The following is a 25,468-nucleotide window of genomic DNA, read 5'->3' on the forward strand; positions in this document are numbered from 1 at the left end:
AAGGAAACATTCAATGTCTAAGATCGTTAAAGTTCTAGGTCGTGAAATCATCGATTCACGTGGTAACCCAACTGTAGAAGCTGAAGTACACCTAGAAGGCGGTTTCGTAGGTATGGCTGCTGCTCCATCTGGCGCATCAACTGGTTCACGTGAAGCTCTTGAGCTACGTGACGGCGACAAAGCTCGTTTCCTAGGTAAAGGTGTTCTTAAAGCTGTTGAAGCTGTAAACGGCGAAATCGCTGAAGCTCTAGTTGGTAAAGACGCTAAAGACCAAGCTGCAATCGACGCAGTTATGATCGAGCTAGACGGTACTGAAAACAAATCTAAGTTTGGTGCTAACGCAATCCTAGCTGTTTCTCTAGCTAACGCTAAAGCTGCTGCAGCGGCTAAAGGCATGCCTCTATACGAGCACATTGCAGAACTAAACGGTACTGCAGGTCAGTTCTCTATGCCTCTACCAATGATGAACATCATCAACGGTGGTGAGCACGCAGACAACAACGTTGACATCCAAGAGTTCATGATCCAACCAGTTGGTGCTAAGACTCTTAAAGAAGGTCTACGTATCGGTGCTGAAGTATTCCACAACCTAGCTAAAGTTCTTAAGTCTAAAGGCTACAGCACTGCAGTTGGTGACGAAGGTGGTTTCGCTCCTAACCTTAAGTCTAACGCTGAAGCTCTAGAAGTTATCGCAGAAGCTGTTGCTGCTGCAGGTTACGAACTAGGTAAAGACGTAACTCTAGCTATGGACTGTGCTGCATCTGAGTTCTTCGACAAAGAAGCAGGCATCTACAACATGAAGGGCGAAGGTAAAACTTTCTCTTCTGAAGAGTTCAACCACTACCTAGCTGAGCTAGCTAACCAGTTCCCAATCGTTTCTATCGAAGACGGTCTAGACGAGTCTGATTGGGCTGGCTTCAAGCACCAAACTGAACTACTAGGTGACAAGCTTCAACTAGTAGGTGACGACCTATTCGTTACTAACACTAAGATCCTTGCTGAAGGTATCGAGAAAGGCGTAGCTAACTCTATCCTTATCAAGTTCAACCAAATCGGTTCTCTAACTGAGACTCTAGCTGCAATCAAGATGGCTAAAGATGCAGGTTACACAGCAGTAATCTCTCACCGTTCTGGCGAAACTGAAGATGCAACTATCGCTGACCTAGCGGTAGGTACTGCTGCAGGTCAAATCAAGACTGGTTCTATGAGCCGTTCTGACCGTGTTGCTAAGTACAACCAGCTAATCCGTATCGAAGAAGCTCTAGGCGCGAAAGCTCCTTACAACGGTCTTAAAGAAGTTAAAGGTCAGTAATTCACTCTGAATTATTAGCTTATAGCTTTAATGAATGCCTCACTTTTTAGTGAGGCATTTTGCGTTTTAGGCTCTAAGAGCAATGAGCCGTTCTGACCGTGTTGCTGCTATACCTAAAAGAAAGCAACCAGCTAATCCGTATCGAAGAAGCTCTAGGTGCTAAAGCTCCTTACAACGGTCTTAAAGAAGTTAAAGGTCAGTAATTCATAGCAATTTGCTGAATTATTCGCTTTAAAGCTTTCGAAGTGCTCCACTTAGGTGGGGCGCTTTTTTCATGGGGCAGAGCGCTTTGCTCCGAGATCGGGCTTCGCCCTACGAGAGTCGGGAACGGACTTCGTCCTTCGAGAAGTTCTCGTGGTGAAATGGTCGAGACTTGTTGGCCGTATCTGTTCACGTTAGAGCTTAACTCTTTGAGCGTATCTCTATTCTCTATTCTCTATTCTCTATTCTCTATTCTCGCTTCTCGCTTCTCGATTCTCAGCTCTCGAATCGCCTCAACCCGACGCTTTTCCATTTCTTCTTTGATTCCCGCCCTCTTAAACCCATCTTTAATAATATCTTGCACGTTGACGGAAAGTGCGGCTTTGTAAGCCTGTTCAAAAATGGCTTTTTGCGGGTAGTCGATATCTTCAAATCCAGTACGTCCCCGGCTATCAGCCATACAACACAGCAATATGCCTTGTAAGCGCTCCGGCTTACGCCAAACATCGAACTTGTTCAGCACTTTGAGTTTGGTTTCCGGGCGAAGCTCAGCGGCTCGATGAATATTGGAGTGTTGCTCACAGACCATCAATGCGAGGTCACGATATTCATTAGGGACTCTGACACGCTCGCACAGTGCTTTAATCAGCTTCAGCCCTGTATGACAGTGCATTTTATGACTCGGCCATTCAGACTCTGGCGTGACGCCTTTGCCAAGGTCATGAACTTGAGAGGCAAATCTTACTGGAAGAGACTCGCTAAGCAGTGCGGCTTGCTTTGCGACCATCAGCGTGTGGATACCTGTATCAATCTCAGGGTGCCACTTTTCAGGTTGCGGAACACCGAACAAAGCATCGAGCTCAGGCAAGACAACTTTTAGAGCATCACACTGCTGTAAGACGGATAGAAATACTTGCGGATTTTGGGTTGATAACGACTTATGCCACTCTTGCCAAACCCGTTCAGCGGTTAAGTGCTCTAGCTCACCAGAGTTGGCAATGTGGCGCATTAGCTCAATAGTTTCATCGGCAACGCTAAAGCCTAGGTGGTGAAGTTTGGCGGCAAAGCGCGCGACTCGCAGTACACGGAGGGGATCTTCAGTAAACGCTTGAGAAACATGGCGCAAGATCCGATCGTTGAGATCTCGCTGGCCATTAAAGGGATCGATGATATTGCCATCAGGGGCTTGCGCCATCGCATTGATGGTCAGATCGCGTCTGAGCAGGTCTTCTTCTAAGGTGACATCGGCGGCAAAGTAACATTCAAACCCGGTATAGCCAGAGCCGACTTTACGTTCAGTTCTTGCAAGCGCATGTTCTTCTTTACTCTCCGGATGAAGAAATACTGGGAAGTCTTTACCAACGGCGGTATAGCCTTTGTTAAGTAGCTCTTTTGGGGTTGAACCGACAACAACCCAGTCTCTATCATAGACTTCAATATCTAGCAGTTGATCGCGAACTGCGCCGCCAACAAGGTATCTTTGCACCTAGCTCTCCCTTTTCATCAGTTTGGCATTGGCTAATCGTGCTAGCAATGGTACTTTTCTTAGCACTGAATTCCCAGAGAAGAGAGTTATGTATCAACAACATTTTGCACTGACAGAATTGCCATTTTCTATTGTGCCTAATTCTCGTTTCCTCTATCAGAGCCGACGCCATAAAGAAGCTATCTTCCAAATCCAAGCTGGGCTAGGTGAAGGTGGCGGCTTCGCTATGCTGACAGGTGAAGTGGGAACCGGTAAAACGACCATTGCAAAATCGATACTTAAAACTCTAGCAGACAACACGCGAGCAGGGCTGATCTTAAATCCGACTTTCTCAAATATTGAGTTGTTAGAGGCGGTGTGCGATGAGTTCGATATCCATTATCAGGAAAACACTTCTCTAAAGCAGCTCAATCAGTTGATTCATCAATTTCTATTGGATAACCATGCGAATCGGGTTCAAACCCTATTGGTGATTGATGAAGCTCAGCATTTATCAGCAGATGTCCTCGAGCAATTACGCTTACTGACCAACCTTGAAACGGAAAGCCAAAAGTTACTTAAGGTGCTGTTGATTGGTCAGCCCGAGTTACAGCAGAAACTGCAAATGCCACAGTTAAGGCAGTTAGCGCAGCGAATTACCGGGCGATATCATTTGTTGCCCCTCAATCAAGATGAGACCAGAGACTATATTAAGTTTCGTCTCGCTTTGGCTGGTGGTAATCCTGAGCTCTTCTCGGTTCAATCGATTAAGTATATTGCCCGGCAAACGCAGGGTATTCCACGTCTTATTAACCTGGTGTGTGATGCGAGCCTTAAGCAAACTTATAACATTGGAGAACCGCAGCCGGCTCACAATATCGTTGTAACGGCCTGCGATGATGTGATGAGCTTTCAAACTGGCTCAGTGCCGCCTGCTGCGAGTCGGGCTTCTAGCAAAAAAGTTTCCCTTTCTCCGAGCGTACTTTCTATTCTAGTCGGAAGTATCTTGTCGATTGGCGCATACTACGCAACGCCGACACTTGTTACACCAGTTGTCGTTAATCAACTACAACAGCAATACCCAGCGGTTGAAAACGTACAGCAGAAAAAAAATGTCTTCCCCCAGGTTTTGAAAGAGCAACTTAATCAAGCCAACAATCAAGAAGTAGCGATTGCCGCTTTATACAAAGTGTGGGGATATCGAGCTTCAGTGTTGGACCAGTTGTGTCTTGATAATGGCGAAGCTCTGTTTCGCTGTGCGCTTGAGAGCGGCTCTCTGGAACAGCTTGCCGAGAAAAATGTGCCTGTTGTGCTGACATTGAATATTGATCAACAACCTCGTTTCGCTGTGTTGTTAGGGTTATCTGACACCCATGTTCAGCTCTTGGCTAACGATCAAGTTTTCGAGTTTGAGCGTGAATGGCTAGGTAGTATTTGGCAGGGCGAATATCGCGAGATATGGCAGGGCTATTGGAACCAAACCTTAAAGCCGGGTATGAGTGGCGAAGCCATCGCGGTGTTGGATCAGCACCTTTCCCAAGTCTTAGGGGAACAATCTTCAGGAAAAACTCAATTTAATGAGCAGCTTAAACATAAAGTGGAGTTGTTCCAACGTTGGCAAGGGTTAACGGTGGATGGTATTGCGGGGCGTAAAACATTACGCCTTTTGGAAAAGCTTTCTCAGCCACAAGCACCAACATTAATGTCTCGTGAGGTCGGTTCTAATGTCTAAAGTCATGCAAGCCTTGGAGCACTCTGAGCGCAGCCATCAAAACCTTTCGTCGTTTCATCAAGCACCTGCTCATGCTGTCGCACAGCAGAAAGAATCTAGCCGAGGGCGTAATATCGTATTCGCGCTGCTTCCGCCTATATTGGTAGCAGGGGTAATGGCATTTCAAACCTATCAAGCAGAGAAACAGCGCTGGCTGGAGCATAATGTTGCCGAAACCGTTCTAGTTGAAGTCCCTTTTGAATACACGGCTAGTCAAGCTCCTGATTTTGGCCCTTTGGCTGTCACTTATCGTGACAACAGCAATTCGGCTCAGAGTGATTGGTTAAACCAAATTGAGCAGGATAACAGTTCGTTACCTCAAGAAGTTTTAGAGCAAGCGAGTACTGTTGATAGTTATGTTGATAGCAATGCAGCGGAGAGTCATGTCTCTGAAAGCAGTGATGACCTGCTATCTGGGCTTGATCTTTCGCAGCTGTCGCCAGAGTTAGCGCAACGGTTTGAGTCTGCGCTGAGTAGCAATCCGACACCTGAATCAAACAGACAAAACAGCGAAGCTTCGAACCTATCTCAACAGGCGCAGCGTTGGTATGGCAAGCTGCCAGCCTTAAATTTCCAAACCCACGTCTATTCGAGCAAACCAAGCAAGCGATGGGTCAAGATTAACGGTATTGAGTATAACCAAGGTGATTGGGTTAATGACAATATTGAACTGGTAGCCATTGAGCAGCAATCTTGTTTAATACGCTTTAAAGGCGAGTTAATAGAAGTGCCCGCTTTGTATGATTGGCAAGGATAGGGTTTCAAACGGATCAAAAAAGGTCACCGAGGTGACCTTTTTAGTATCTAACTTTGTAGCAGCGTTTATGCCCAACCAGACGGAGAACGCTTTCTGCGTGGAATGATATGAGGAAGAATCAAACCAAATAGTAGACCTAGGCCTGCGACACCACCGCCGTACATAAAGTATTTAAGCAGCAGGTCATCTTTTTGCGTATCTAGCTTAGCGCGCAGCTTACGAACTTCTTCTTGCGATGCCGACAGCTGCTTACTCATGTCGCTGTAGCCTTGCTCTAGCTCATTTATCTGCGTGTTACGTGTTTCTAGAGAATCAATCAGGCCTGCTTTTTCTTGGTCTGCATTCGAGCGTGCATTGGCAAGCTTCTCTTTCACATCAGCCAACTCTTTTTCTAGCTTAGGTAAACGAAGGGCCATGCTCTCTTGACGAGTAACGAAGCGGCTCTCAACCCAACCTTTACGTCCTTTCGCATCTTCAATTTGTGTGTAGCCAGTATCACGATTTGTAGAAACTTGCTTCACCTTATCACCAGCGTCAACACTGCCGATGATGCGGAATTGGTTGCTAGGACCAGAGTGCATGTAGGTAAATAGCTTATCAGAAATGTAACGGTCTTGAGCCATTGCTGCCGGAACAGCAAGCATTGATGCCAGAACGAAGCAAACCAGTTTTTTCACGGTAAATCCTTTAACAGTCTAAGAGGGTCTGCAAACCCATAATCTATTTCTTTGCTAACGCCAAATAGTAAGTAGTTTCTAGGTTGACTGCAACAAAGAAGGGAGGCTGAGCCTCCCTTTATGCGGTTTTGAGTCAATAATGACAGTGAGTTAACAGATCACTGACCTTATTGATTAAATGAACATTGCTTGAATTGCGTAGAAGAACACAACAGCAAGTAGCGCACCTGCAGGTAGAGTTACAATCCATGAAGCGACAATGTTACGTACCACGCCCAGGTTTAGTGCTGCAATACCGCGGGCAAAACCCACACCAAGAACCGCACCAACTAGAGTTTGCGTTGTCGAGATAGGAAGACCAGTACCAGAAGCTAGAACCACAGTACACGCCGTGGCTAGCTGAGCTGCGAAACCGCGGCTTGGAGTTAGCTCAGTAATACCAGTACCTACGGTTGCCATTACTTTATGACCTAGAGTCGCAAGGCCTACAACAATACCAAAACCACCTAGTGGCAGAATCCACCATGCGATCGTGCTTTTACCTGTGATTTCGCCCATGTGTTCAACAGTTGACACTACCGCTGACAGTGGACCAATCGCGTTTGCTACGTCGTTCGAACCGTGTGCAAAAGCCATCGCACACGCAGTGATAACCATAAGAACGCTGAAGATACCTTCTACACCAGCAAAGCCGTGATCATCTTCGCGGCTAGCGAATTTCTTCTGAATGTAGAAGTAACCACCTGCCATAACGAGCGCAGAAACACCTGCAGCCCACATCCAAGCTTCACCATCTGAAAGGTGAAGACCTACGTGCTTAAGACCTTTCTTGATGGTTACCAGAGCGATAACCATAGTGGTAATAAACATGTACACAGGCACAAAGCGCTTGGCATTAAATAGCGGTTTTTCGGTATCGAATATCAAACGCTGTGCGCTGACAAAGATTACGTAAGCAAAGAAGCCTGAGATAACCGGGGTAATAATCCAGCTACCGACGATACCTTGTACTGAACCCCAGTCGACAGCTTCCGTACCAACAGATACACACGCAAAACCGATGATCGCACCGATGATTGAGTGAGTCGTTGATACAGGCCACCCCATGTATGAGGCAAGTAGTAGCCATGTACCAGCTGCAAGAAGAGCTGACATCATGCCGTAGACGAGGACGTCAGGCTGATGAGCAAATAGGGACGTTTCAATTACGCCTTTACGGATAGTGTCGGTTACTTCACCGCCTGCAAGATATGCACCCGCAAATTCAAAGATCATCGCGATAATGATCGCTTGTTTCACGGTTAATGCTTTTGAACCTACTGATGTACCCATCGCATTGGCAACGTCATTCGCACCAATACCAATCGCCATCAGAAAACCGAAAGCTGCTGCAATAATAATCAGGACAGTGCCGTAGTTCGCAAGGATATCCATCGTAATACCTAGTTGTTGATAACAAGCGGAGCAAAAATTCAGCACGACAAAACCCCTTCAGCGCGTCAGTATTTATCGCCTAATCGGGGTGTGAACTAGTTAGATGCTCTTCGTTATTTGGTTAACTTATGTTTATGAGCGAGACAGCATGACTTCCAGACGCGCACCAACACGTTGCGCCTGATCAGCAATACCACCTACCCACTCTAGAATTTTGTAAAGGAACATCACGTCAATCGGATTCAGATCCGCTTCAATCGCCATTAGGTCTTGACGAAGTTGAATCTGCATCGCGTCGGTGTCGTCCTCAATCACATCCAGTTGGTGGATCATTTCAGCCACAAGTGTTACTTCACGGCCTTTAAATCCAGTTTCCAATAACTCATCAAGCTCATTGATAACTTTTTGCGCTTGCTCTGCTGCGTCTAAACAACGTTTTACATACGCAATGAAGTTTTCTTGAAGAGGTGCAGGGATAGTCAATTGACGGCCATAAACTCGGCCAGCAATGTCTTTTGCAAGGTTTGCGAGCTTGTCTTGCTGCGTAAGTAGTTCAAGCATATCGCTACGATCTACTGGCATAAACAAACCGCGAGGAAGTTTAAGACGAATTTCGCGCTTTAGTACGTCTGCTTCTTTCTCTAGGTGAGAAATCTGTGCACGAATTTCAGATGCTTTTTCCCAGTCTCCCGTTGAACTTACTTCAAAAAAGTTGACTAGGTGCGAGCAACATTCGTTTACACACACAACGTGGCGCTGCAAAGGTTTAATAGGGGACTTTGCAAATAACCCCATAATTGTATTTACTGGCATGGTCATTCAACCCAATTAATATAACCTAAAAACTAACATACACCATTTCATGGCGAAATGTTGAACGATGGCTATAAAGGCGCGCATGTTAACCCATTAAATCACTCATTAAAACTGTTTTAGATCATCATTAGCGCGATATTTCTTTCTTGCCGAGTAAGAAAATTGGCAATATCCTGTCTCTATCTGCTTTGAAAGGTATAGCTATGGAAACCGAGATAGAACTGAAGTTTTTTGTTTCTCCCGAATTTTCAGAGACTTTGCGTCAGAAAATATCAGAAACTAAGGTACTTCAGCACAGTTGTCGAGAGTTAGGAAACACCTATTTCGATACGTCTGACCAATGGTTGCGTCAACACGATATTGGCCTTCGTATTCGTCGTTTTGATGATGTCTATGTGCAAACGGTTAAAACCGCTGGACGCGTTGTTGCGGGTTTGCACCAAAGACCGGAATTCAACGCTGAACATGACAGCAATGACCCAGATCTTACCCTTCATCCACAAGATATTTGGCCAGCAGGCAAAGACATTGCGACGTTACAAGCTGAGTTAGAGCCACTGTTTGCTACTAACTTCACCCGCGAGCAATGGTTGATTGGTATGCCAGACGGCAGCCAAGTTGAAGTGGCCTTTGACCAAGGTAAAGTGGAAGCAAATGGCAAAGAAGATCCTATTTGTGAAGTGGAGCTTGAGTTGAAGTCGGGTCAAACCGATGCCTTGTTTACTTTGGCGAGAAGTTTCTCAGAGCAAGGTGGGATGCGCCTAGGTAACTTGAGTAAAGCGGCTAAGGGCTACCGTTTAGCGATGGATTATCAAGGTGACGAAGTTAAGTCTCTGCCTTTGGTTAAGACTGACAAAAGCGATACGGTTGAATCTTGTTTTATCAACTCTCTAGAGCATGCGCTATCTCATTGGCATTACCACGAGCAGATTTTTTCAGAGCGTAACTCCATTGAAGCGGTTCATGAAATCAAAAACTCGATCAGTTTTATTCGTCAAATCCTCACCGTTTATGGTGGCGTGGTACCTCGTCGCGCTAGCGCAATCTTACGTCAAGAATTGAAATGGTTAGAGCAAGATCTCGAATGGCTGCATGACTACGACTATTTAGATGATCTGTTAGATGACAAAGGCCATGCGCTGCGTAAATTGGACGCACGCAAATTCCTTGTTGGTGAGCTTAAGCTGTTACAGCAGCAGCTACCAACTCGCGAGCAGATTCTAGAGCTACTCAACTCTGCTCGCTACACTGGTCTTTTACTCGATTTGAGCCGCTGGATTCTTACTCGTGGTTGGCAGCCTTTCTTAGATGAAAAGTCACGTGAGAAGATGTCACTTAATATTGAGCATTTCTCCGTTCAGCAATTGGATCGTACTTGGGCTGAGTTGATGGAAGCGTTTCCGCCAGAAAGAAGTTTGACTAGCGCTGATTACATCGAGCAGCAATACCGCTTGATGCGTAACCTCTATACAGGGGTGAGCTTTGCGAGCCTGTTTGATTTTGATGAGCGGAATAGCTTCCGCTTGCCGTGGAGCGATTTGCTGCATGGTACTGACGATCTGCTTAAGCTAAAAACCTTAGAGCAACTGGTTGAGAAGCTGGAAGGTGAAGAGCGCGAACAATTAGAGCGTTGGTTAGCAAGACAAGAAAGTTCTATTTTACATGCGATGGAGCAGACGCGAGTCATCTGTATTGAAGCCGAGCCATACTGGCAAGATTAATTAATAACGGGAGCCTCAGGGTTCCCGTTTTTGTTTCTCTTGATGTCGTTCTAACCGATCTATCCGCTCAAGTATTTGGTTTTGTTTTTCGACTAACTCAAGCAGTAAGCGCTCTTTGTTTTCTGAACGAGTGGTTTGTACTTTCGAGGGGGAGGTTATCATTGAAGTCACTAAGCCTGAAATCATACCAAACAAGCCCACACCACAGATGATCAACCCCGCCGCTAAAATTCGCCCCGCATTGGTGACTGGGTAGTGATCCCCATAGCCGACCGTTGAAATCGTCACTAGCGCCCACCACATCGCATCACCACCATCATGAATATTGGCATCAGGTGAGTGGCCTTCAATAAACAACATCATGCTTGATCCTGCTGTCAGTAAGATCACCATAAGCAACAAGATCGAAGCCAATGTGGTTTCATGTTTGTTTTTCAGTAACTGTTTGATCACGCTGCGACTTGAACGTATTACTAAGATCACTCGCAGAATTGAAAATAATCTTGCATAGCGCAAAGGCTCGATCATCGGAATACTGGCCACGAAATCTATCCAGTGGCGTTTCATAAATTGCACTCGATCTGTAGAGCGGATCAAATCTACGCCGAGTTGTAGTAGGAATATGCTACAGATAATAAAGTCGAGGCCGATAAGAACTTGTCGAGTTTCGGGGTGCAGCGGAAAAAACAGTAAGCCAGAGATCACAAATAACGCCATAAAAGACAGGATTAGTGATAGCAAGCTCATCGGTTTTGTATCGTCTTTGATATTATCTCTATTCATACGAGGCTCGAAATAAATAAATTGCAGTGAAACCAGAGGATTGGGTCTCAGTTACGCTCACTCTAGTACAAAGCGCTGCAAAGATAAAATTGACGAAATGGAGAATGGACAATGACCAAGATGGCATTTAAGCCATGGGAACGAGTGATCACGGATATTCGCCTTGTTCCCAAGATGGTGATGCTGATGGTGTTCAGTACGATACTGATCATTGGCAAGCAGTTGTGGGATGCGAGCACATTTTATGATGCACTGCTTGCAGCGACACAAAATGCGCAAGTCGCACAGCAGCACTATGAAGCCTATTTAGTCCAAGTTGTGTGGCAAACTGTCATCATGATTGTGGTCTTCGTCGTTCTCCTGTTGTTTGCTGCACGTGTGATGCTGCGCCAGACTCAGTACCTAAGTGACTCGATTAAAACCATGGCCGAGAAAGATTTATCAGTGCCAATCGAAATGGAGTGTAAAGACGAGTACGGTGACGTTGCACGTGAGCTAGAAAAAACCCGAGTGCAGTTGCAAGAGATGATTAAGTTGCAGGTTGATTCTTCACAGGAGTTAGCTGGCTTGACGGAAGTGATGACGCTAAGCATGTCTGAAACCAAAGAGTCGGCACAAGAAGAGTTTAATGAGATCGATCAGCTTGCAACGGCGATGAGTGAAATGAGTTCGACAGTGCAAACCGTAGCGGATCACGCGCAGAACGCCTCTTCATTGACGGAAAACGCGTCAGGACAAGCGGCAACGGGTCAGCGCTTCGTTCAAGATACGGTGGTTAAGATTAGTGAGCTGTCACAAGACATTTCGGCTTCTGCCCAAGCGGTGAACCAAGTAGAAGAGAGCGTTGATTCTATCGGTAGTGTGGTCGGTACCATTCAAGGTATTTCCGAGCAAACTAACTTGCTAGCACTAAATGCGGCGATTGAAGCTGCTCGTGCAGGTGAAGCCGGTCGTGGCTTTGCTGTGGTTGCCGATGAAGTGCGTAACCTTGCGCAGCGCACTCAACAAGCGACTATTGAAATTCAAGAGATGATCACCCAGTTGCAATCAAGTGCCAACTCGGCGGTTGAATTGATGGAGAAGAGCGTTGTTGAAGCGGCAGAGGGGGTAGAACTTGTAACTAATGCGGGCAGCGAGTTGGATGGCATTGTTGGTCAAGTTCACCAGATCAACGACATGAACTTCCAAATTGCAACTGCAGCCGGTCAACAAAGCAGCGTAGCGGAAGAGATGAATCAGAACCTAACCAATGTTCGTGAACTGGTTGAGGCCTCGGTTACTGTGGTTTCCGAGCTGCTTGAGACATCTGAAATAATGCAGCAAAACGCTGAAGAGTTAGACAAGAAGATCACTTCATTTAGAGTCTAGCTTCTCAACTTACTCCTTATAAACGCTCACTCGCTACTAGTGGGCGTTTTTTATTGGTATAAATAAGGGGTTACCCTTCTCTCGATTGGTATTTCTCTACAAGGAAGAATCATGCAACTGCCCGAAAGTCTTACTGCAATTTCTCACTCTGCTCTGGAATCACTTTCTACCTCTCAAGCGTTAAATAGCTGGTCAATTGAACAAAAACAACAACTTGGTTATGTGGCTGGCTTGAGTAAGTTTATTAGCCAGACTTTAAGTAGCGATGAAGAACTGCTTCAAGCTCTTCCAGCTATGTTGGCTGAGGAGTCACGTTGCGAACAGTACCGACAACGTTTATCACAGTTACTTGAATCGTGCAGTGATGAAATGCAAGGGCATCGCGTGTTAAGGCAGTTTCGCAACCGAGAGATGACTTATATTGCTTGGCGAGATTTTACTGCGTCGTGGCCACTAGAGCAGAGCCTAGAGCATTTGTCACAGCTTGCAGAAGCGATGATTTTCGAAACCTACCAATGGCAGTACAAAGCGTGTTGTGAGTTGTGGGGGACGCCGACCAATGCACAAGGTGAAGCGCAACCTATGCTGATTATTGGTATGGGTAAGCTGGGTGGTGGTGAACTTAACTTCTCATCGGATATCGATCTGATCTTTACCTACCCAGAAAACGGCGAAACACAAGGTGCTCGTCGCAGTATCGCCAATGCTCAATTTTTTACTCGTTTAGGTCAGAGAATCATTAAGGCTCTTGATCAACAAACCTTTGATGGTTTCTGTTACCGAGTCGATATGCGTCTACGTCCGTTTGGAGATAGCGGACCACTGGTGATGAGTTACGCTGCATTAGAGGATTATTACCAAGAGCAAGGGCGTGATTGGGAACGTTACGCGATGATCAAAGCGCGTGTGATGGGACGAGAGATGTACCCCGAGTATCAAGAGTTGCGTCAAATGCTGCGTCCATTCGTCTTCCGCCGCTATATCGATTTTAGTGCGATTCAATCATTGCGCCGCATGAAATCGATGATCAGTAGCGAAGTGCGTCGTCGCAGGCTAAGTAACAATATCAAGCTTGGCGCAGGTGGCATACGTGAAATTGAATTTATCGCTCAGGTGTTTCAGCTTATCCGCGGTGGACGCGAGCCAAGCTTACGCCAGCGTGGTTTGTTGCAAACACTTGATGCAATTGAAGAGCTAGAGCAGCTTAGTGCCAACGAAACAGATCATTTACGCAATGCTTATAAGTTCTTACGTCGATTAGAAAACTTACTGCAGGCAATGGATGATAAGCAAACGCAGACCTTGCCAGAATCGGACACTGAACAGCTTCAGTTAGCGGTGGCGATGGGCTATCGCCAGTGGGCAGGTCTTATTGCTGATGTGCAACAGCATATGGCCAATGTTCATGCCGTGTTTGCCACTTTGATCGGTGAAGAAGAGGAAGAGCAGCAAGATATTGCTAAGCACTTTACCGAGCTATGGGACATGGCGGCCAAACAAGATGTGATTGAGCATATCTTAGAGCATGATATTCAAGCCGATGATCCGCAGCAAATGGCGCAAACCATTATCCAATTTAAGCAAGATTTGGCTAAGAAAACTCTCGGTCCGCGTGGCCGTGAAGTGCTTAACAAGCTGATGCCGAAGATCTTCTCGGCTATCTATAGCCATCAAGATGCCAAGTTTGGCCTGCCGCGCGTGTTGCATTTACTGCATAAGATTGTCACTCGAACAACGTATTTGGAGCTACTCGATGAGCACCAGGCAGCTCTAGTCCAGCTTGTTCGTTTGTGTACCGCAAGCCCGATGATTTCAGAGCAACTGGGTCGTTATCCTATCTTGCTTGATGAGCTTATCGACCCGCAGCAGCTATACAACCCAATACCACTCGAAAGTTATCGCACTGAACTGCGCGACTTCCTTGCTCGTATCCCAGAAGATGATATGGAGCAGCAGATGGAGGCGCTGCGCCAGTTTAAGCAGATCTGTATCTTAAGAATTGCTGCCGCAGATATTGCGGGTGTTTTACCTGTAATGAAAGTAAGTGACCACTTAACTTATCTCGCAGAAGCGATCGTTGAGTCGGTAGTGAGCCAAGCTTGGCTCCAGATGACTGAGAAATATGGTGAGCCGACTCATATCAAAGAGCGCGATGGTAAAGGCTTTGCAGTAGTGGGCTACGGTAAAGTGGGGGGCTGGGAGCTTGGCTATAACTCGGACCTAGATATCGTCTTTATGCATGACTGCCCGGTACATGTTTATACCGATGGTAAAAAAGAGATTGATGGTCGCCAGTTCTACTTACGCTTAGCGCAACGCATAATTCATATCTTCTCTACGCGAACCGCGTCAGGAATATTGTATGAAGTCGACACGCGTTTACGTCCGTCAGGTGCTTCTGGCTTGTTGGTAAGCCCTACAGATGCATTTGATGAGTATCAGCGTGATGAGGCTTGGACTTGGGAGCATCAGGCGCTTGTTCGGGCGCGTATGATTTATGGTGATGCTGCGCTGCAGCAAGCTTTTGCGCAAACCCGCCACGATATTCTCTGCTTGGAGCGTGATGAAGCTAAGCTTGTTAAAGATGTCTCTGAAATGCGAGTCAAAATGCGTGATCACTTGGGAGGTAAGAAAGCAGGGCGCTTTATGCTTAAACAAGATCCGGGCGGTATCACTGACGTTGAATTTTTAGCTCAATATCTTGTCTTACGCTACAGCCATCAAAAGCCTAAGCTTACTCGTTGGAGTGACAATGTGCGTATATTTGAAAGCATGATGGCACAAGGCATTATGGATGAAGGAGCTGCCATTGCGCTTACTCATGCCTATACGACAATGCGAGATCAGATCCACCATCGCAACTTATTAAACCTTGATGCCGATGTGGCAGATGAAAAATTAGTCAAAGAGCGTGAGCTTGTGACTAAGCTATGGCACGAGTGGTTAGAATAACGTCGAGCCTTTATGTTAAACTCTTGCCCGAATTAGAATTTGGAGAACCACAATGAAGCCAATCCTACCGAACTACAGTGATTCTGGCGTGCTTATTATTGGCGATGTTATGTTAGATCGCTATTGGTATGGGCCGACGGGGCGTATTTCACCAGAAGCACCAGTACCTGTAGTAAAAGTAGAAAACAATGAAGAGCGTCCTGGTGGTGCTGCCAACGTTGCGATGAATATCGCCTCTCTTGGTGGTCATGCTCATATTGTTGGTTTAACAGGGATTGATGAACCCGCCAAAGTGCTTAACGAGACGCTTTCTGCTCTAAAAGTGAAGTGTGACTTTGTTGGACTGCCAAACTACCCAACAATTACTAAGCTGCGTGTATTAAGCCGCGGTCAGCAACTGATTCGTTTGGACTTTGAAGACAAATTTGAAAACGTTGATGCTGAGCTGATTCTAGATCGCATGGAACAAGCGTTACCAAAAGTGAAGTCAGTGGTGTTGTCTGATTACGCTAAAGGTGCACTAGAGCATGTTCAGCAGTTCATCCAAAAAGCACGCGCCGCTAAAGTACCGGTATTCATCGACCCTAAAGGTGCGGACTTTGAACGTTACCGTGGTGCGACGTTACTGACCCCAAACATGGCAGAATTTGAGCATGTGGTTGGTAAGGTAAAAACGGATGAAGAGCTAGTCGAGAAAGGCTTGGCATTGATTGAAGAATTTGACTTCGAAGCACTACTGGTGACTCGAAGTGAACATGGCATGACACTCCTACGCCGTGGGCAAGAACCTTTCCACCTTCCTACTCAAGCGAAAGAAGTCTATGACGTCACGGGTGCGGGTGATACGGTTATTTCTGTACTGGCAGCCTCTGTCGCAGCAGGCAAGCCTCTCGATGAAGCTTGTGCACTTGCGAATGCAGCCGCGGGTGTCGTTGTTGGTAAACTAGGTACATCGACAGTTTCAACCATTGAGCTTGCTGAAGCGGTACATGGTAGCCAAGATACTGACTTTGGTGTGATTGCAGAGCAGGCGCTGATTGAAGCGGTTAAGAAAGCACAGTCAAAAGGCGAGAAGGTTGTCATGACTAATGGCTGTTTTGATATTCTTCACGCAGGCCATGTTTCTTACCTAAACCACGCTGCTGAGCTAGGCGATCGCTTGATTGTTGCTGTTAATACAGACGAATCAGTGAAACGCCTTAAAGGCCCAGGTCGCCCTGTGAACCCTACTGATCGTCGTATGGCGGTATTAGCAGGTCTTGGTGCGGTTGATTGGGTGGTACCTTTCGGTGAAGATACGCCACAGCGCTTGATCTCTGAAGTTTTACCTGACTTGCTAGTAAAAGGCGGAGACTACAAACCTGAAGAGATTGCTGGTGGTAAAGAAGTGATCGCTAATGGCGGTAAAGTTGAAGTACTTAACTTTGAAGACGGCTGTTCAACGACTGAGATCATTGATGCGATTAAAGGTGGCCGCGGCTAACCTAGGTCAACGACCCTAAGAACGGATGAAAAAATGCTCGCTAAATAGCGAGCATTTTTATATCTAATACATACAAAAATGGAGCCGATTGGCTCCATTTTTTGATAAAGAGTTGATTACTCTTCTAGATCACCACAAAAGCGGTAGCCTTCACCGTGAATCGTTGCAATGATTTCTGGTGTACCAGAAACTGATTCAAAGTGCTTACGAATACGACGAATCGTTACGTCAACAGTACGGTCGTGTGGCTTAAGTTCGCGACCTGTCATTTTCTTCAACAGGTCTGCACGTGTCTGAATCTTGCCAGGGTTTTCACAGAAGTGAAGTAGAGCACGGAACTCAGAACGTGGTAGCTTGTAGCCATCGCCGCTTGGGCTAACCAGTGAGCGACTGTTGATATCAAGTACCCAACCATTGAACTCATATTTCTCTACGCTGCGCTTCTCTTCGCTAACTGCGCTTGAATTCATCGAGCGATTCAGTAGGTTGCGAGCACGGATAGTCAGTTCACGTGGGTTAAACGGTTTAGTGATGTAATCGTCAGCACCAATTTCTAGACCAAGAATCTTATCAACTTCATTGTCACGGCCTGTTAAGAACATCAGTGCAACGTTAGCTTGCTCACGCAGTTCGCGAGCGAGCAGTAGACCATTCTTGCCTGGTAGGTTGATGTCCATAATGACCAAGTTCACTTGGTTATCAGACAGCACCTGGTGCATCTCTTCACCGTCACTGGCCTCAAAAACAGCGTATCCCTCTGCTTCAAAAATACTCTTTAGAGTGTTACGAGTTACTTGCTCATCTTCAACAATAAGAATGTGCGGGGTTTGCATTGGCGGTACCTAAACTTGTGAAAAATTTGTGCTAATAGAATAAATTCTAGGCAAAAACATAACATACAGGTAATGTGATGTTGATAATAAACCAAAGACTGTAAAAATACACTCTCTTTGATCGCCCGCCATCCTTGGTGTTGCCTTTCTACGCTTAAGAGGTCCCTTTTCCTCTGCATTCTATTAGTCTTTGAGGCGGATTCTATAATGTTAACAGCATGCTAACAACGTAGAAATGTTAATTCCAATCACTTTGTTGATTTATATCAAGAGTTAGAATGTAACAAATATTAATAGTATCTATTAAATGTATAAGTTGTGGTTTTATGGCAATTGATTCTGACCTCTGGCAAGCCTACTGCGATCCTTACTTTCGATTTGAGCGACAGATAATGTGCAGCCAGTTTGCTATTATTACAGCTTGGAACCCGAAAAGTGTTTGGCTGTCAAAAAGTGATAATGACAGAAATAATCAACACTTAGCTCAAGAAGTGAGCCATACTTGTTGGTGTAGTGTTCAAGTGGGCAATGAAGATTTTTCTTGGGTAGAAGAGAGTTTTGCGGTTCAAATTAGCCAACATGAGGCGTTAGAGTTAGGGCGAAAATACCAACAAAACGCCATCTATTATGTCGAAGGAGAAAGACTGATCCTTCTCTCCTGCTCAGAAGAACAAAGCAAGGTTGCGCTAGGCAATTGGCGCAGCCGCTGTCGATAGGATTCGATTTTTAATTTTGGAAGTTCATGGAGGAAAAATGAAAGATATAACCCCTGATATTTGTGATAAGCATGAAGATAAAGTTACTTTGCTAGAGTTACCTCTGCACAGCTTTGGTCAGAAGTTTGCCTTTTATGGCGAGATTGTCACGGTGCGCTGCTATCACGATAACTCAAAAGTAAGAGAAATGCTGAGCCAAGATGGTACTGGAAAAGTACTTGTTGTTGATGGGCATGGATCTTGTCAGAAAGCGTTGCTAGGCGATCAACTGGCTATCTTGGCTATCGATAACAACTGGGAAGGTGTGATCGTCAATGGTGCAGTTCGAGATGTCGGCATGATGGCCGAAATGGAGCTGGGTATTAAAGCCTTGGGGACTTGCCCATTTAAGACAGAGAAACGTGGAGCTGGCGAAGTGAATGTCACACTGACAATACACAATCAAATGATTCAGCCGGGTGATTATATCTATGCGGATTGGAATGGCGTTTTGATGTCAACTGAACTGCTAGATTGGAGTTAGAATCTAAAGCCCAGTCCTACTTCAACTCCTTTTTGCCACTCTTGATAGTCGAGAGTGGCATGCACATCCAAGTTATCTGTTAACTTCATACGGCTTGATACTTCTGCCGCAATACTGGATTCTCTTCCTTCTGATAAGGTCTCATCACTGTAGGAATGTAAGGTACTTTGTACTGAGACTCTTGGTGTCAATTGATAGCTCACACCACTTAAAAAACCAGTCTCGTTAATCTTATCGCTGTTGTTAAGTCGCGCCCCGACATAAAGGTCGACTTTGTCGAACAGGTTGTAAGAGTAGCCACCATCAATTTTCCAAGAATCAAAATCATACTGATCGTTTTCAGTTGATAAAAAGATCTTATGTGGCGAAGTGGATTGCTGAGAAGGTAAGGGAGGCAGTTCGGTTGCAAACAACGGGCAGGCGCATAGTAGCGCTGATAGGCTTAATATTATTTTCATATGCCACTCCTTTGCTATTGTCTGCTTTCCACTGCAAAACTAATTAAAGCATAAAACGAGCGAACTAGTAGCAAGTTTTATATAGCAATTAGTTATTATGATATGTGCTAATGGTTTCATTGGTTGTTGGAATTAATGATTAACATGATGAGAGGTTGTGAATGCGAGTGAGCCTGAGTGTGAACAAAAAATAGTAACTTTTCGTTGACGAGAGCGGGAAAAATAAGGTAAACGTATAGGTAAGCAAACACACATCGTATAGATAATTAAGAATATGCAGCACCAAAGCCTAGTAATGACCACAACCATTATTATTACCGACATCGCTATTGTTGGGGCAGGCTGCTAAGCGAAAGAAATTTTAAAAAAAGGCCTGTATCCCACCAGATACAGGCCTTTTTTTATGCCAATTTATGACCTATTTGGAGGAAGGGATGCGAGTTTTAAAGTTTGGAGGTTCATCATTAGCAGATGCTGATCGTTTTTTAAGAGCGGCAGATATCATTGCTAATAATGCCCAGCAAGAAGAAGTGGCGGTTGTGCTTTCAGCACCGGGTAAAACCACCAACAAGTTAGTTTCTGTGATTGAAGGTGCGTTGAAAAATGGTGAGGCTGAGCTACAAATTGCCGAGCTAGAAGATTCTTTCCGCGACCTTTTCCAAGATATCAAACAAGTGCTGCCAAATATTGATGGTAGTGGTTACGACAACCAAGTTAAAACTTCTCTCACCCAGCTACGCCAATTCGTTCATGGCATCAACCTTTTAGGTATGTGCCCAGACAACGTTAATGCTCGCATTATCAGCAAAGGTGAGCGCGTTTCAATCCAGCTAATGAAAGCTGTTTTAGAAGCGAAAGGTCAAGCGGCAAGTCTGATAGACCCTGTTCAGTACTTATTTGCTCGTGGCGAACACTTAGAAGCTATGGTTGATGTTGAAGTTTCAACTCAGAACTTCCGCCAAAACCCTCTTCCTCAAGGACACGTCAACATCATGCCTGGGTTTACTGCGGGCAATGAAGATGGAGAGTTGGTCACGCTAGGTCGAAATGGCTCAGATTACTCAGCGGCAGTATTGGCTGCGTGTCTGCGCGTCGATTGCTGTGAGATTTGGACCGACGTAGATGGTGTCTACAACTGTGACCCTCGCCTAGTCGATGATGCGCGTCTACTTAAATCGCTCAGTTACCAAGAAGCAATGGAACTCTCTTACTTTGGTGCTTCCGTTCTGCACCCTAAAACCATTGCTCCTATCGCTCAGTTCCACATTCCTTGTTTGATTAAAAACAGCTTTAACCCACAAGGAGCGGGTACTTTAATCGGTCAAGATACAGGTGAAGATAATCTAGCAATTAAAGGCATCACGACGCTTAGCGACTTAACAATGGTTAACGTGTCTGGCCCGGGTATGAAAGGCATGGTTGGCATGGCGAGCCGAGTGTTCGGTGCAATGTCTTCGGCAGGTGTCTCTATCGTGCTGATTACTCAGTCTTCTTCTGAATACAGCATCAGTTTCTGTATTGAAGCGCAAGACAAAGAAATTGCTGAGCAAGCACTGAGTGAGACTTTCGAGCTTGAGCTTAAAGACGGTTTACTAGAACCTGTCGAATTTATCAGTGACGTGGCTATCGTAACGCTAGTGGGTGACGGTATGCGCACATCTCGCGGTGTGGCTTCACAATTCTTCTCTTCGTTAGCTGAAGTGAACGTCAACATTGTCGCTATCGCACAAGGTTCTTCGGAGCGCGCTATTTCAGCGGTGATTCCGGAAGATAAGATCTCTGAAGCGATCAAAGCGTGTCATGAGAATCTATTTAACTCGAAACACTTCCTCGATGTGTTTGTGGTTGGTGTCGGTGGTGTCGGTGGTGAGCTGGTGGATCAGATTCAGCGCCAGCAAGCTAAATTGGCAGAAAAAGGTATTGTCCTTCGAGTATGTGGCCTAGCAAACAGCAAAGGGCTATTGCTAGATAGTGAAGGCCTTCCACTCGATCATTGGCGCGATCGTATGAAAGATGCTTCTGAAGAGTTTACTTTGGCTCGTCTGATCTCTCTTGTTCAGCGTAACCACATTATCAACCCTGTGCTGGTGGATTGTACTTCGAGTGAATCTATCGCCAATCAATATGCCGATTTCTTGGCTGCTGGCTTCCACGTTGTCACACCAAACAAGAAAGCTAATACGTCAAGCATGGCTTACTACCATCAGCTTCGCGATGTTGCTCGTAGTTCACGCCGTAAACTAATGTACGAAACAACGGTCGGTGCGGGTCTGCCAGTTATCGAAAACCTACAGAACCTTATTTCTGCGGGTGATGAACTTGAACGTTTTAGCGGCATTTTATCTGGTTCACTCTCTTATATCTTCGGTAAGCTTGATGAAGGTATGACGCTTAGCCAAGCCACCAACATTGCCAAAGACAATGGCTTTACAGAGCCTGACCCACGTGATGACCTTTCAGGTATGGATGTCGCGCGTAAGCTACTTATTCTTGCGCGTGAAGCGGGGATGAACCTTGAACTTGAAGATGTGATCGTCGATCAAGCACTGCCACCTGGTTTTGATGATTCAGGCAGCGTAGAAGAGTTTATGGCTCGCCTTCCAGAAGCGGACGCTTACTTTAAACAGCAATCCGCTCAAGCCGCTGAAGAGGGCAAAGTACTGCGTTATGTGGGTGAAATTGCAGATGGCCAATGCCGCGTAAGCATCGCCGCTGTAGATGAAAACGATCCAATGTTTAAGATTAAAGATGGTGAGAACGCACTGGCATTCTACAGCCGCTACTACCAACCAATTCCGCTTGTATTACGCGGTTATGGTGCGGGTACTGAAGTAACAGCGGCCGGCGTTTTCTCAGATGTGATGCGTACATTAGGTTGGAAGCTAGGAGTTTAGGATATGAGCCGTGGTATGGATGTAGCAGTTTACGCTCCAGCATCAATTGGTAATGTTAGTGTCGGTTTCGATGTGTTGGGGGCGGCCGTGTCCCCTATTGATGGCACTCTGCTAGGTGATCGAGTTTTAGTTAAATCAGGTAGCGAGCCATTTAGTTTGAAAACAGCAGGTAACTTTGTTTCTAAGCTGCCTGCTGATCCAAAAGAAAATATTGTTTATGACTGCTGGCGAGTATTTGCCAGAGAGCTAGACAAAAAAGGTGAAGCGCTGCTGGCGTTGGAAATGACGTTAGAAAAGAACATGCCAATCGGCTCTGGATTAGGCTCTAGTGCATGTTCGATTGTTGCCGCGCTTGATGCGTTAAACCGTTTTCATGGTGAGCCGTTAAATGAGACTGAACTGCTCGCACTCATGGGTGAAATGGAAGGCCAAATTTCTGGTGGAATCCACTATGATAACGTTGCGCCATGTTACTTAGGTGGCGTTCAGCTTATGCTAGAAGAGCTTGGGATAATTAGCCAAGAAGTGCCATGCTTTGATGATTGGTACTGGGTAATGGCTTACCCAGGGATCAAGGTTTCAACCGCTGAAGCGCGTGAGATCTTACCCTCTCAATATCGCCGTCAAGACATCATTGCTCACGGTCGTCATCTTGCTGGCTTTATCCATGCGTGTCATTCAAATCAACCTGAATTGGCAGCGAAGATGATCAAAGACGTGATCGCTGAACCGTATCGTGAGAAACTGCTACCAGGCTTTTCTGATGCACGTAAATATGCAGCTACAGCCGGGGCTTTAGCTACTGGTATTTCTGGTAGTGGCCCAACACTATTTAGTATTTGTAAAGATAAAGATGTCGCTGAGCGAGTTGCTCGCTGGCTTGAACAGAACTACGTACAAAATGAAGAAGGATTCGTCCATGTTTGTCGCCTCAACAAACAAGGTTCGAACGTAACAGGAAGTGAGCTATGAAGCTGTACAACATAAAAGAAAATGATGAACAAGTATCCTTTGGCCAAGCCGTTCGCCAAGGGTTAGGTCGTAACCAAGGCCTTTTTTTTCCACAAGAGTTGCCTAAATTCGATGATATCGATGCCCTGTTAGCAGAAGATTTTGTTTCACGTAGTACAAAGATTCTTTCTGCGTTAATTGGTGATGAGCTTGCGGAAGAGAAAGTGAACTCGCTAGTGGATGCTGCTTTCCAATTCCCAGCTCCAATTAACAAAGTTAAAGAGGGCGTATACGCGCTAGAGTTATTCCATGGTCCGACATTAGCGTTTAAAGACTTTGGTGGTCGTTTTATGGCGCAGTCACTCGCGGCTGTTTCTGATGGCGGTAAAATCACCATCCTAACCGCAACTTCGGGTGATACGGGTGCAGCAGTTGCTCATGCCTTCTATGGAATGGAAGACATCAATGTCGTTATCCTATATCCAAAAGGTAAGATCAGTCCGCTACAAGAAAAGCTGTTCTGTACGCTTGGTAAGAACATTCACACAGTAGCCATTGATGGCGACTTTGACGCTTGTCAGGCTTTGGTTAAGCAAGCATTTGATGATGCGGCACTGCGTGAAGAGATTGGCCTTAACTCAGCGAACTCGATCAACATCTCACGTCTAATGGCGCAAATCTGTTACTACTTTGAAGCGGCTTCACAGCTAAGCAAAGAGCAGCGTGAGAATCTTGTTGTTTCTGTACCAAGTGGCAACTTCGGTAACTTGACTGCAGGTCTATTGGCTAAAGCACTAGGTTTGCCAATCAAACGTTTCATTGCAGCGACTAACGCTAATGATACTGTGCCGCGCTACCTAGAAACAGGTAAGTGGGATCCTAAGCCAACAGTGGCGACAACTTCGAATGCTATGGATGTTAGTCAACCAAACAACTGGCCACGTATCGAAGAGCTATGCCGCGTAAAAGAGTGGGGCTTAGAGACGCTTGGTAAAGGTGCGGTCACTGATGCGCAGAGTGCTGAATCTGTCAAAGAACTGCATGAACAAGGCTACCTGTGTGAGCCGCACGGTGCGATCGCTTACCGCGTTTTAGATGAGCAACTTCAAGAAGGCGAGACGGGTCTGTTCCTATGTACCGCTCACCCAGCTAAATTCAAAGAAGTGGTCGATGATATTCTCGGTTCAGATATCGAACTACCAGGACCACTCGCTAAGCACGCAGCAATGGAGCTTCTATCTGAAGACCTAGCTAACGACTTTGACTTGCTAAAACAAGTACTGCGTCGAGTGCAGAAATAATCTTAAAGAATGGAAGATTAGAAAGGTCGCTTAGGCGACCTTTCTTTTTTTGAACGCTTTGCTTTGAGATCGGGCTGCGCCCGCGAGAATCGGGAACGGACTTCGTCCTTCGAGAGCTTTTCGTTCCCACATCCCGAGTCCATAGCGAAGCGTTCCTAAATAAAAAGGATTGACACTTAGTGCCAACCCTTTAAACTTTTCTCGCTTCTCGCTTCTCGCTTCTCGCTTCTCGCTTCTCGCTTCTCGCTTCTCGCTTCTCGCTTCTCGCTTCTCGCTTCTCGCTTCTCGCTTCTCGCTTCTCGCTTCTCGCTTCTCGCTTCTCGCTTCTCGCTTCTCGCTTCTCGCTTCTCGCTTCTCGCTTCTCGCTTCTCGCTATCGATTCAAAGCAAACGTCGGCAGTGACAAGTGCCAGCGAATGGCGCCAAGTCTAATGAGCAGAGTCGAGGCTACACCTGCGAGAAATGCGCTGTCGCTACTGTGACCCATGGCTAAAGCGGTAGTGTGGAATGCACCACCAATGATACAAGCAGTTGCGTACACTTCACTCCTAAGAACCATAGGTACTTCTCGGGCGAGTACATCACGGATAATACCGCCACCGCAGCCTGTTATTACACCCATAATGATCGCTACAAGGGCAGAGTCTTGATAAGCCATGGTCTTTTCAACACCAATGCCGACAAATACCGCGAGACCAATTGCGTCACAGACAGGCAAAATCCACCATGCGAGACGCTTAGGTCTTCTGACGATGAGCATGGTAAGTAAGCAAGTAATTAGGATAGTCCATAAATAATTGGTATCGGTGATCCAAAATACCGGTGTCGCGCCTAAAGCCATATCACGTATCGTGCCTCCGCCAATCGCGGTGACACTACCTAGTACGGCTACACCAAAAGGGTCCATTTTTAATCGACCCGCTAATAGAACACCTGAAATTGCAAAAATAGCCGTACCGAACAAGTCGACGACATAAAGCAGCATGGAATCCATGACACTAAAATCTCTTACTTAAAAAAGGGAACCGAAAACGAACAGGGATTGTACGAGAT

General features: G+C 45.8%; 20 protein-coding genes and 1 other annotated feature. Of the genes, 12 read left to right on the forward strand and 8 right to left on the reverse strand.

All coding sequences use genetic code 11. From position 1 onward, the window contains the following. Nucleotides 1–13: 13 nt before the first annotated feature. Entirely contained in the window at nt 14–1,312 is a 1,299-nt protein-coding gene (gene eno, locus AC6R00_RS18260; protein WP_004744746.1) for a phosphopyruvate hydratase, read from the forward strand. A gap of 436 nt (nt 1,313–1,748) precedes the next feature. On the opposite strand, the gene AC6R00_RS18265 is transcribed toward eno, so the two are convergent. Then, the gene (locus AC6R00_RS18265; protein WP_500641474.1) at nt 1,749–2,999 is read right to left on the reverse strand and encodes a multifunctional CCA addition/repair protein; all 1,251 of its coding nucleotides are present in this window, start codon (nt 2,997–2,999) and stop codon (nt 1,749–1,751) included. Nucleotides 3,000–3,087: 88 nt separating this feature from the next. Between AC6R00_RS18265 and AC6R00_RS18270 the strand changes: the two genes are divergently transcribed. Together AC6R00_RS18270 and AC6R00_RS18275 are read left to right on the forward strand one after the other, a co-directional pair. Beyond that, nucleotides 3,088–4,710, forward strand: coding sequence for an ExeA family protein (locus tag AC6R00_RS18270; RefSeq protein ID WP_500641475.1), 1,623 nt, complete (start codon nt 3,088–3,090; stop codon nt 4,708–4,710). Beyond that, nucleotides 4,703–5,506 carry a general secretion pathway protein GspB gene (locus tag AC6R00_RS18275; protein WP_500641476.1) on the forward strand — a complete coding sequence of 268 codons (804 nt, stop codon included), beginning with the start codon at nt 4,703–4,705 and terminating at the stop codon, nt 5,504–5,506. The genes AC6R00_RS18270 and AC6R00_RS18275 overlap by 8 nt, the downstream gene beginning before the upstream one ends. Before the next feature lie 65 nt (nt 5,507–5,571). Here AC6R00_RS18275 and AC6R00_RS18280 read toward each other — a convergent pair whose 3' ends face one another. From AC6R00_RS18280 to AC6R00_RS18290, 3 genes are all read right to left on the reverse strand, one after another. Continuing rightward, nucleotides 5,572–6,183 (reverse strand): TIGR04211 family SH3 domain-containing protein, encoded by a 612-nt coding sequence (locus AC6R00_RS18280; protein ID WP_500641477.1) that lies wholly within the window; start codon nt 6,181–6,183, stop codon nt 5,572–5,574. A 174-nt stretch (nt 6,184–6,357) separates the two neighbouring features. Continuing rightward, nucleotides 6,358–7,617, reverse strand: a complete 1,260-nt coding sequence (locus AC6R00_RS18285) for an inorganic phosphate transporter (RefSeq protein WP_500642206.1) — start codon at nt 7,615–7,617, stop codon at nt 6,358–6,360. A gap of 132 nt (nt 7,618–7,749) precedes the next feature. After that, nucleotides 7,750–8,430 carry a TIGR00153 family protein gene (locus AC6R00_RS18290; RefSeq protein ID WP_004744740.1) on the reverse strand — a complete coding sequence of 227 codons (681 nt, stop codon included), beginning with the start codon at nt 8,428–8,430 and terminating at the stop codon, nt 7,750–7,752. 206 nt (nt 8,431–8,636) lie between these two features. Between AC6R00_RS18290 and AC6R00_RS18295 the strand changes: the two genes are divergently transcribed. Further along, nucleotides 8,637–10,154 carry a CYTH and CHAD domain-containing protein gene (locus tag AC6R00_RS18295; protein ID WP_500641478.1) on the forward strand — a complete coding sequence of 506 codons (1,518 nt, stop codon included), beginning with the start codon at nt 8,637–8,639 and terminating at the stop codon, nt 10,152–10,154. 15 nt (nt 10,155–10,169) lie between these two features. Here the strand turns inward: AC6R00_RS18295 and AC6R00_RS18300 are convergent, their stop codons facing one another. Beyond that, nucleotides 10,170–10,937, reverse strand: a complete 768-nt coding sequence (locus AC6R00_RS18300; RefSeq protein ID WP_500641479.1) for a potassium channel family protein — start codon at nt 10,935–10,937, stop codon at nt 10,170–10,172. A 111-nt stretch (nt 10,938–11,048) separates the two neighbouring features. On the opposite strand from AC6R00_RS18300, the gene AC6R00_RS18305 reads away from it, so the two are divergent. The 3 genes from AC6R00_RS18305 (at nt 11,049) to hldE (ending at nt 16,740) form a co-directional block, all read left to right on the forward strand. Next, a complete protein-coding gene (locus tag AC6R00_RS18305) occupies nt 11,049–12,305 on the forward strand; it encodes a methyl-accepting chemotaxis protein (RefSeq protein WP_500641480.1) in 1,257 nt (418 codons plus the stop codon). A 111-nt stretch (nt 12,306–12,416) separates the two neighbouring features. Next, nucleotides 12,417–15,257 carry a bifunctional [glutamate--ammonia ligase]-adenylyl-L-tyrosine phosphorylase/[glutamate--ammonia-ligase] adenylyltransferase gene (gene glnE / locus AC6R00_RS18310; protein ID WP_500641481.1) on the forward strand — a complete coding sequence of 947 codons (2,841 nt, stop codon included), beginning with the start codon at nt 12,417–12,419 and terminating at the stop codon, nt 15,255–15,257. Nucleotides 15,258–15,309: 52 nt separating this feature from the next. Further along, nucleotides 15,310–16,740: a bifunctional D-glycero-beta-D-manno-heptose-7-phosphate kinase/D-glycero-beta-D-manno-heptose 1-phosphate adenylyltransferase HldE gene (gene hldE / locus AC6R00_RS18315; RefSeq protein WP_500641482.1), complete on the forward strand. Its 1,431-nt coding sequence runs from the start codon at nt 15,310–15,312 to the stop codon at nt 16,738–16,740. A gap of 116 nt (nt 16,741–16,856) precedes the next feature. Here the strand turns inward: hldE and arcA are convergent, their stop codons facing one another. Continuing rightward, complete coding sequence (arcA, locus tag AC6R00_RS18320; protein WP_038202903.1) at nt 16,857–17,573, reverse strand: two-component system response regulator ArcA; 717 nt, start codon at nt 17,571–17,573, stop codon at nt 16,857–16,859. A gap of 326 nt (nt 17,574–17,899) precedes the next feature. Between arcA and AC6R00_RS18325 the strand changes: the two genes are divergently transcribed. Together AC6R00_RS18325 and AC6R00_RS18330 are read left to right on the forward strand one after the other, a co-directional pair. Then, nucleotides 17,900–18,289: a DUF3293 domain-containing protein gene (locus AC6R00_RS18325; RefSeq protein WP_239850889.1), complete on the forward strand. Its 390-nt coding sequence runs from the start codon at nt 17,900–17,902 to the stop codon at nt 18,287–18,289. A 37-nt stretch (nt 18,290–18,326) separates the two neighbouring features. After that, nucleotides 18,327–18,812 (forward strand): putative 4-hydroxy-4-methyl-2-oxoglutarate aldolase, encoded by a 486-nt coding sequence (locus tag AC6R00_RS18330; protein WP_004744732.1) that lies wholly within the window; start codon nt 18,327–18,329, stop codon nt 18,810–18,812. Here the strand turns inward: AC6R00_RS18330 and AC6R00_RS18335 are convergent. Further along, nucleotides 18,809–19,270, reverse strand: coding sequence for a hypothetical protein (locus AC6R00_RS18335; RefSeq protein WP_500641483.1), 462 nt, complete (start codon nt 19,268–19,270; stop codon nt 18,809–18,811). The genes AC6R00_RS18330 and AC6R00_RS18335 overlap by 4 nt on opposite strands. A 284-nt stretch (nt 19,271–19,554) precedes the next feature. Then, nucleotides 19,555–19,674, forward strand: a sequence feature (Thr leader region). Nucleotides 19,675–19,704: 30 nt separating this feature from the next. On the opposite strand from AC6R00_RS18335, the gene thrA reads away from it, so the two are divergent. Genes thrA through thrC form a run of 3 tightly spaced genes read left to right on the forward strand, consistent with a single transcriptional unit; the run spans nt 19,705 to nt 24,416 of the window. Next, nucleotides 19,705–22,164 (forward strand): bifunctional aspartate kinase/homoserine dehydrogenase I, encoded by a 2,460-nt coding sequence (gene thrA / locus AC6R00_RS18340; protein WP_500641484.1) that lies wholly within the window; start codon nt 19,705–19,707, stop codon nt 22,162–22,164. Between the two features lie 15 nt (nt 22,165–22,179). Beyond that, nucleotides 22,180–23,136 carry a homoserine kinase gene (thrB, locus tag AC6R00_RS18345; RefSeq protein ID WP_500642207.1) on the forward strand — a complete coding sequence of 319 codons (957 nt, stop codon included), beginning with the start codon at nt 22,180–22,182 and terminating at the stop codon, nt 23,134–23,136. Then, nucleotides 23,133–24,416: a threonine synthase gene (gene thrC, locus AC6R00_RS18350; protein WP_486787313.1), complete on the forward strand. Its 1,284-nt coding sequence runs from the start codon at nt 23,133–23,135 to the stop codon at nt 24,414–24,416. Before thrB ends, thrC begins: the two co-directional genes overlap by 4 nt. 372 nt (nt 24,417–24,788) lie before the next feature. Here the strand turns inward: thrC and AC6R00_RS18355 are convergent, their stop codons facing one another. Continuing rightward, on the reverse strand, nt 24,789–25,409 hold the full coding sequence (locus AC6R00_RS18355; RefSeq protein WP_239850900.1) for a TRIC cation channel family protein: 621 nt from the start codon (nt 25,407–25,409) through the stop codon (nt 24,789–24,791). Nucleotides 25,410–25,468: the final 59 nt, after the last annotated feature.

Source organism: Vibrio sp. R10-SF1-ISO8 (assembly GCF_059833805.1).

What these genes read in the sequence shown, in the direction of transcription:
- eno (WP_004744746.1), top strand. Translation starts at nt 14, where the DNA reads ATGTCTAAGATCGTTAAAGTTCTAGGTCGTGAAATCATCGATTCACGT.
- AC6R00_RS18270 (WP_500641475.1), top strand. Translation starts at nt 3,088, where the DNA reads ATGTATCAACAACATTTTGCACTGACAGAATTGCCATTTTCTATTGTG.
- AC6R00_RS18275 (WP_500641476.1), top strand. Translation starts at nt 4,703, where the DNA reads ATGTCTAAAGTCATGCAAGCCTTGGAGCACTCTGAGCGCAGCCATCAA.
- AC6R00_RS18285 (WP_500642206.1), bottom strand. Translation starts at nt 7,617, where the DNA reads ATGGATATCCTTGCGAACTACGGCACTGTCCTGATTATTATTGCAGCA.
- AC6R00_RS18290 (WP_004744740.1), bottom strand. Translation starts at nt 8,430, where the DNA reads ATGCCAGTAAATACAATTATGGGGTTATTTGCAAAGTCCCCTATTAAA.
- AC6R00_RS18295 (WP_500641478.1), top strand. Translation starts at nt 8,637, where the DNA reads ATGGAAACCGAGATAGAACTGAAGTTTTTTGTTTCTCCCGAATTTTCA.
- AC6R00_RS18300 (WP_500641479.1), bottom strand. Translation starts at nt 10,937, where the DNA reads ATGAATAGAGATAATATCAAAGACGATACAAAACCGATGAGCTTGCTA.
- AC6R00_RS18305 (WP_500641480.1), top strand. Translation starts at nt 11,049, where the DNA reads ATGACCAAGATGGCATTTAAGCCATGGGAACGAGTGATCACGGATATT.
- glnE (WP_500641481.1), top strand. Translation starts at nt 12,417, where the DNA reads ATGCAACTGCCCGAAAGTCTTACTGCAATTTCTCACTCTGCTCTGGAA.
- hldE (WP_500641482.1), top strand. Translation starts at nt 15,310, where the DNA reads ATGAAGCCAATCCTACCGAACTACAGTGATTCTGGCGTGCTTATTATT.
- arcA (WP_038202903.1), bottom strand. Translation starts at nt 17,573, where the DNA reads ATGCAAACCCCGCACATTCTTATTGTTGAAGATGAGCAAGTAACTCGT.
- AC6R00_RS18325 (WP_239850889.1), top strand. Translation starts at nt 17,900, where the DNA reads ATGGCAATTGATTCTGACCTCTGGCAAGCCTACTGCGATCCTTACTTT.
- AC6R00_RS18330 (WP_004744732.1), top strand. Translation starts at nt 18,327, where the DNA reads ATGAAAGATATAACCCCTGATATTTGTGATAAGCATGAAGATAAAGTT.
- AC6R00_RS18335 (WP_500641483.1), bottom strand. Translation starts at nt 19,270, where the DNA reads ATGAAAATAATATTAAGCCTATCAGCGCTACTATGCGCCTGCCCGTTG.
- thrA (WP_500641484.1), top strand. Translation starts at nt 19,705, where the DNA reads ATGCGAGTTTTAAAGTTTGGAGGTTCATCATTAGCAGATGCTGATCGT.
- thrB (WP_500642207.1), top strand. Translation starts at nt 22,180, where the DNA reads ATGGATGTAGCAGTTTACGCTCCAGCATCAATTGGTAATGTTAGTGTC.
- thrC (WP_486787313.1), top strand. Translation starts at nt 23,133, where the DNA reads ATGAAGCTGTACAACATAAAAGAAAATGATGAACAAGTATCCTTTGGC.
- AC6R00_RS18355 (WP_239850900.1), bottom strand. Translation starts at nt 25,409, where the DNA reads ATGGATTCCATGCTGCTTTATGTCGTCGACTTGTTCGGTACGGCTATT.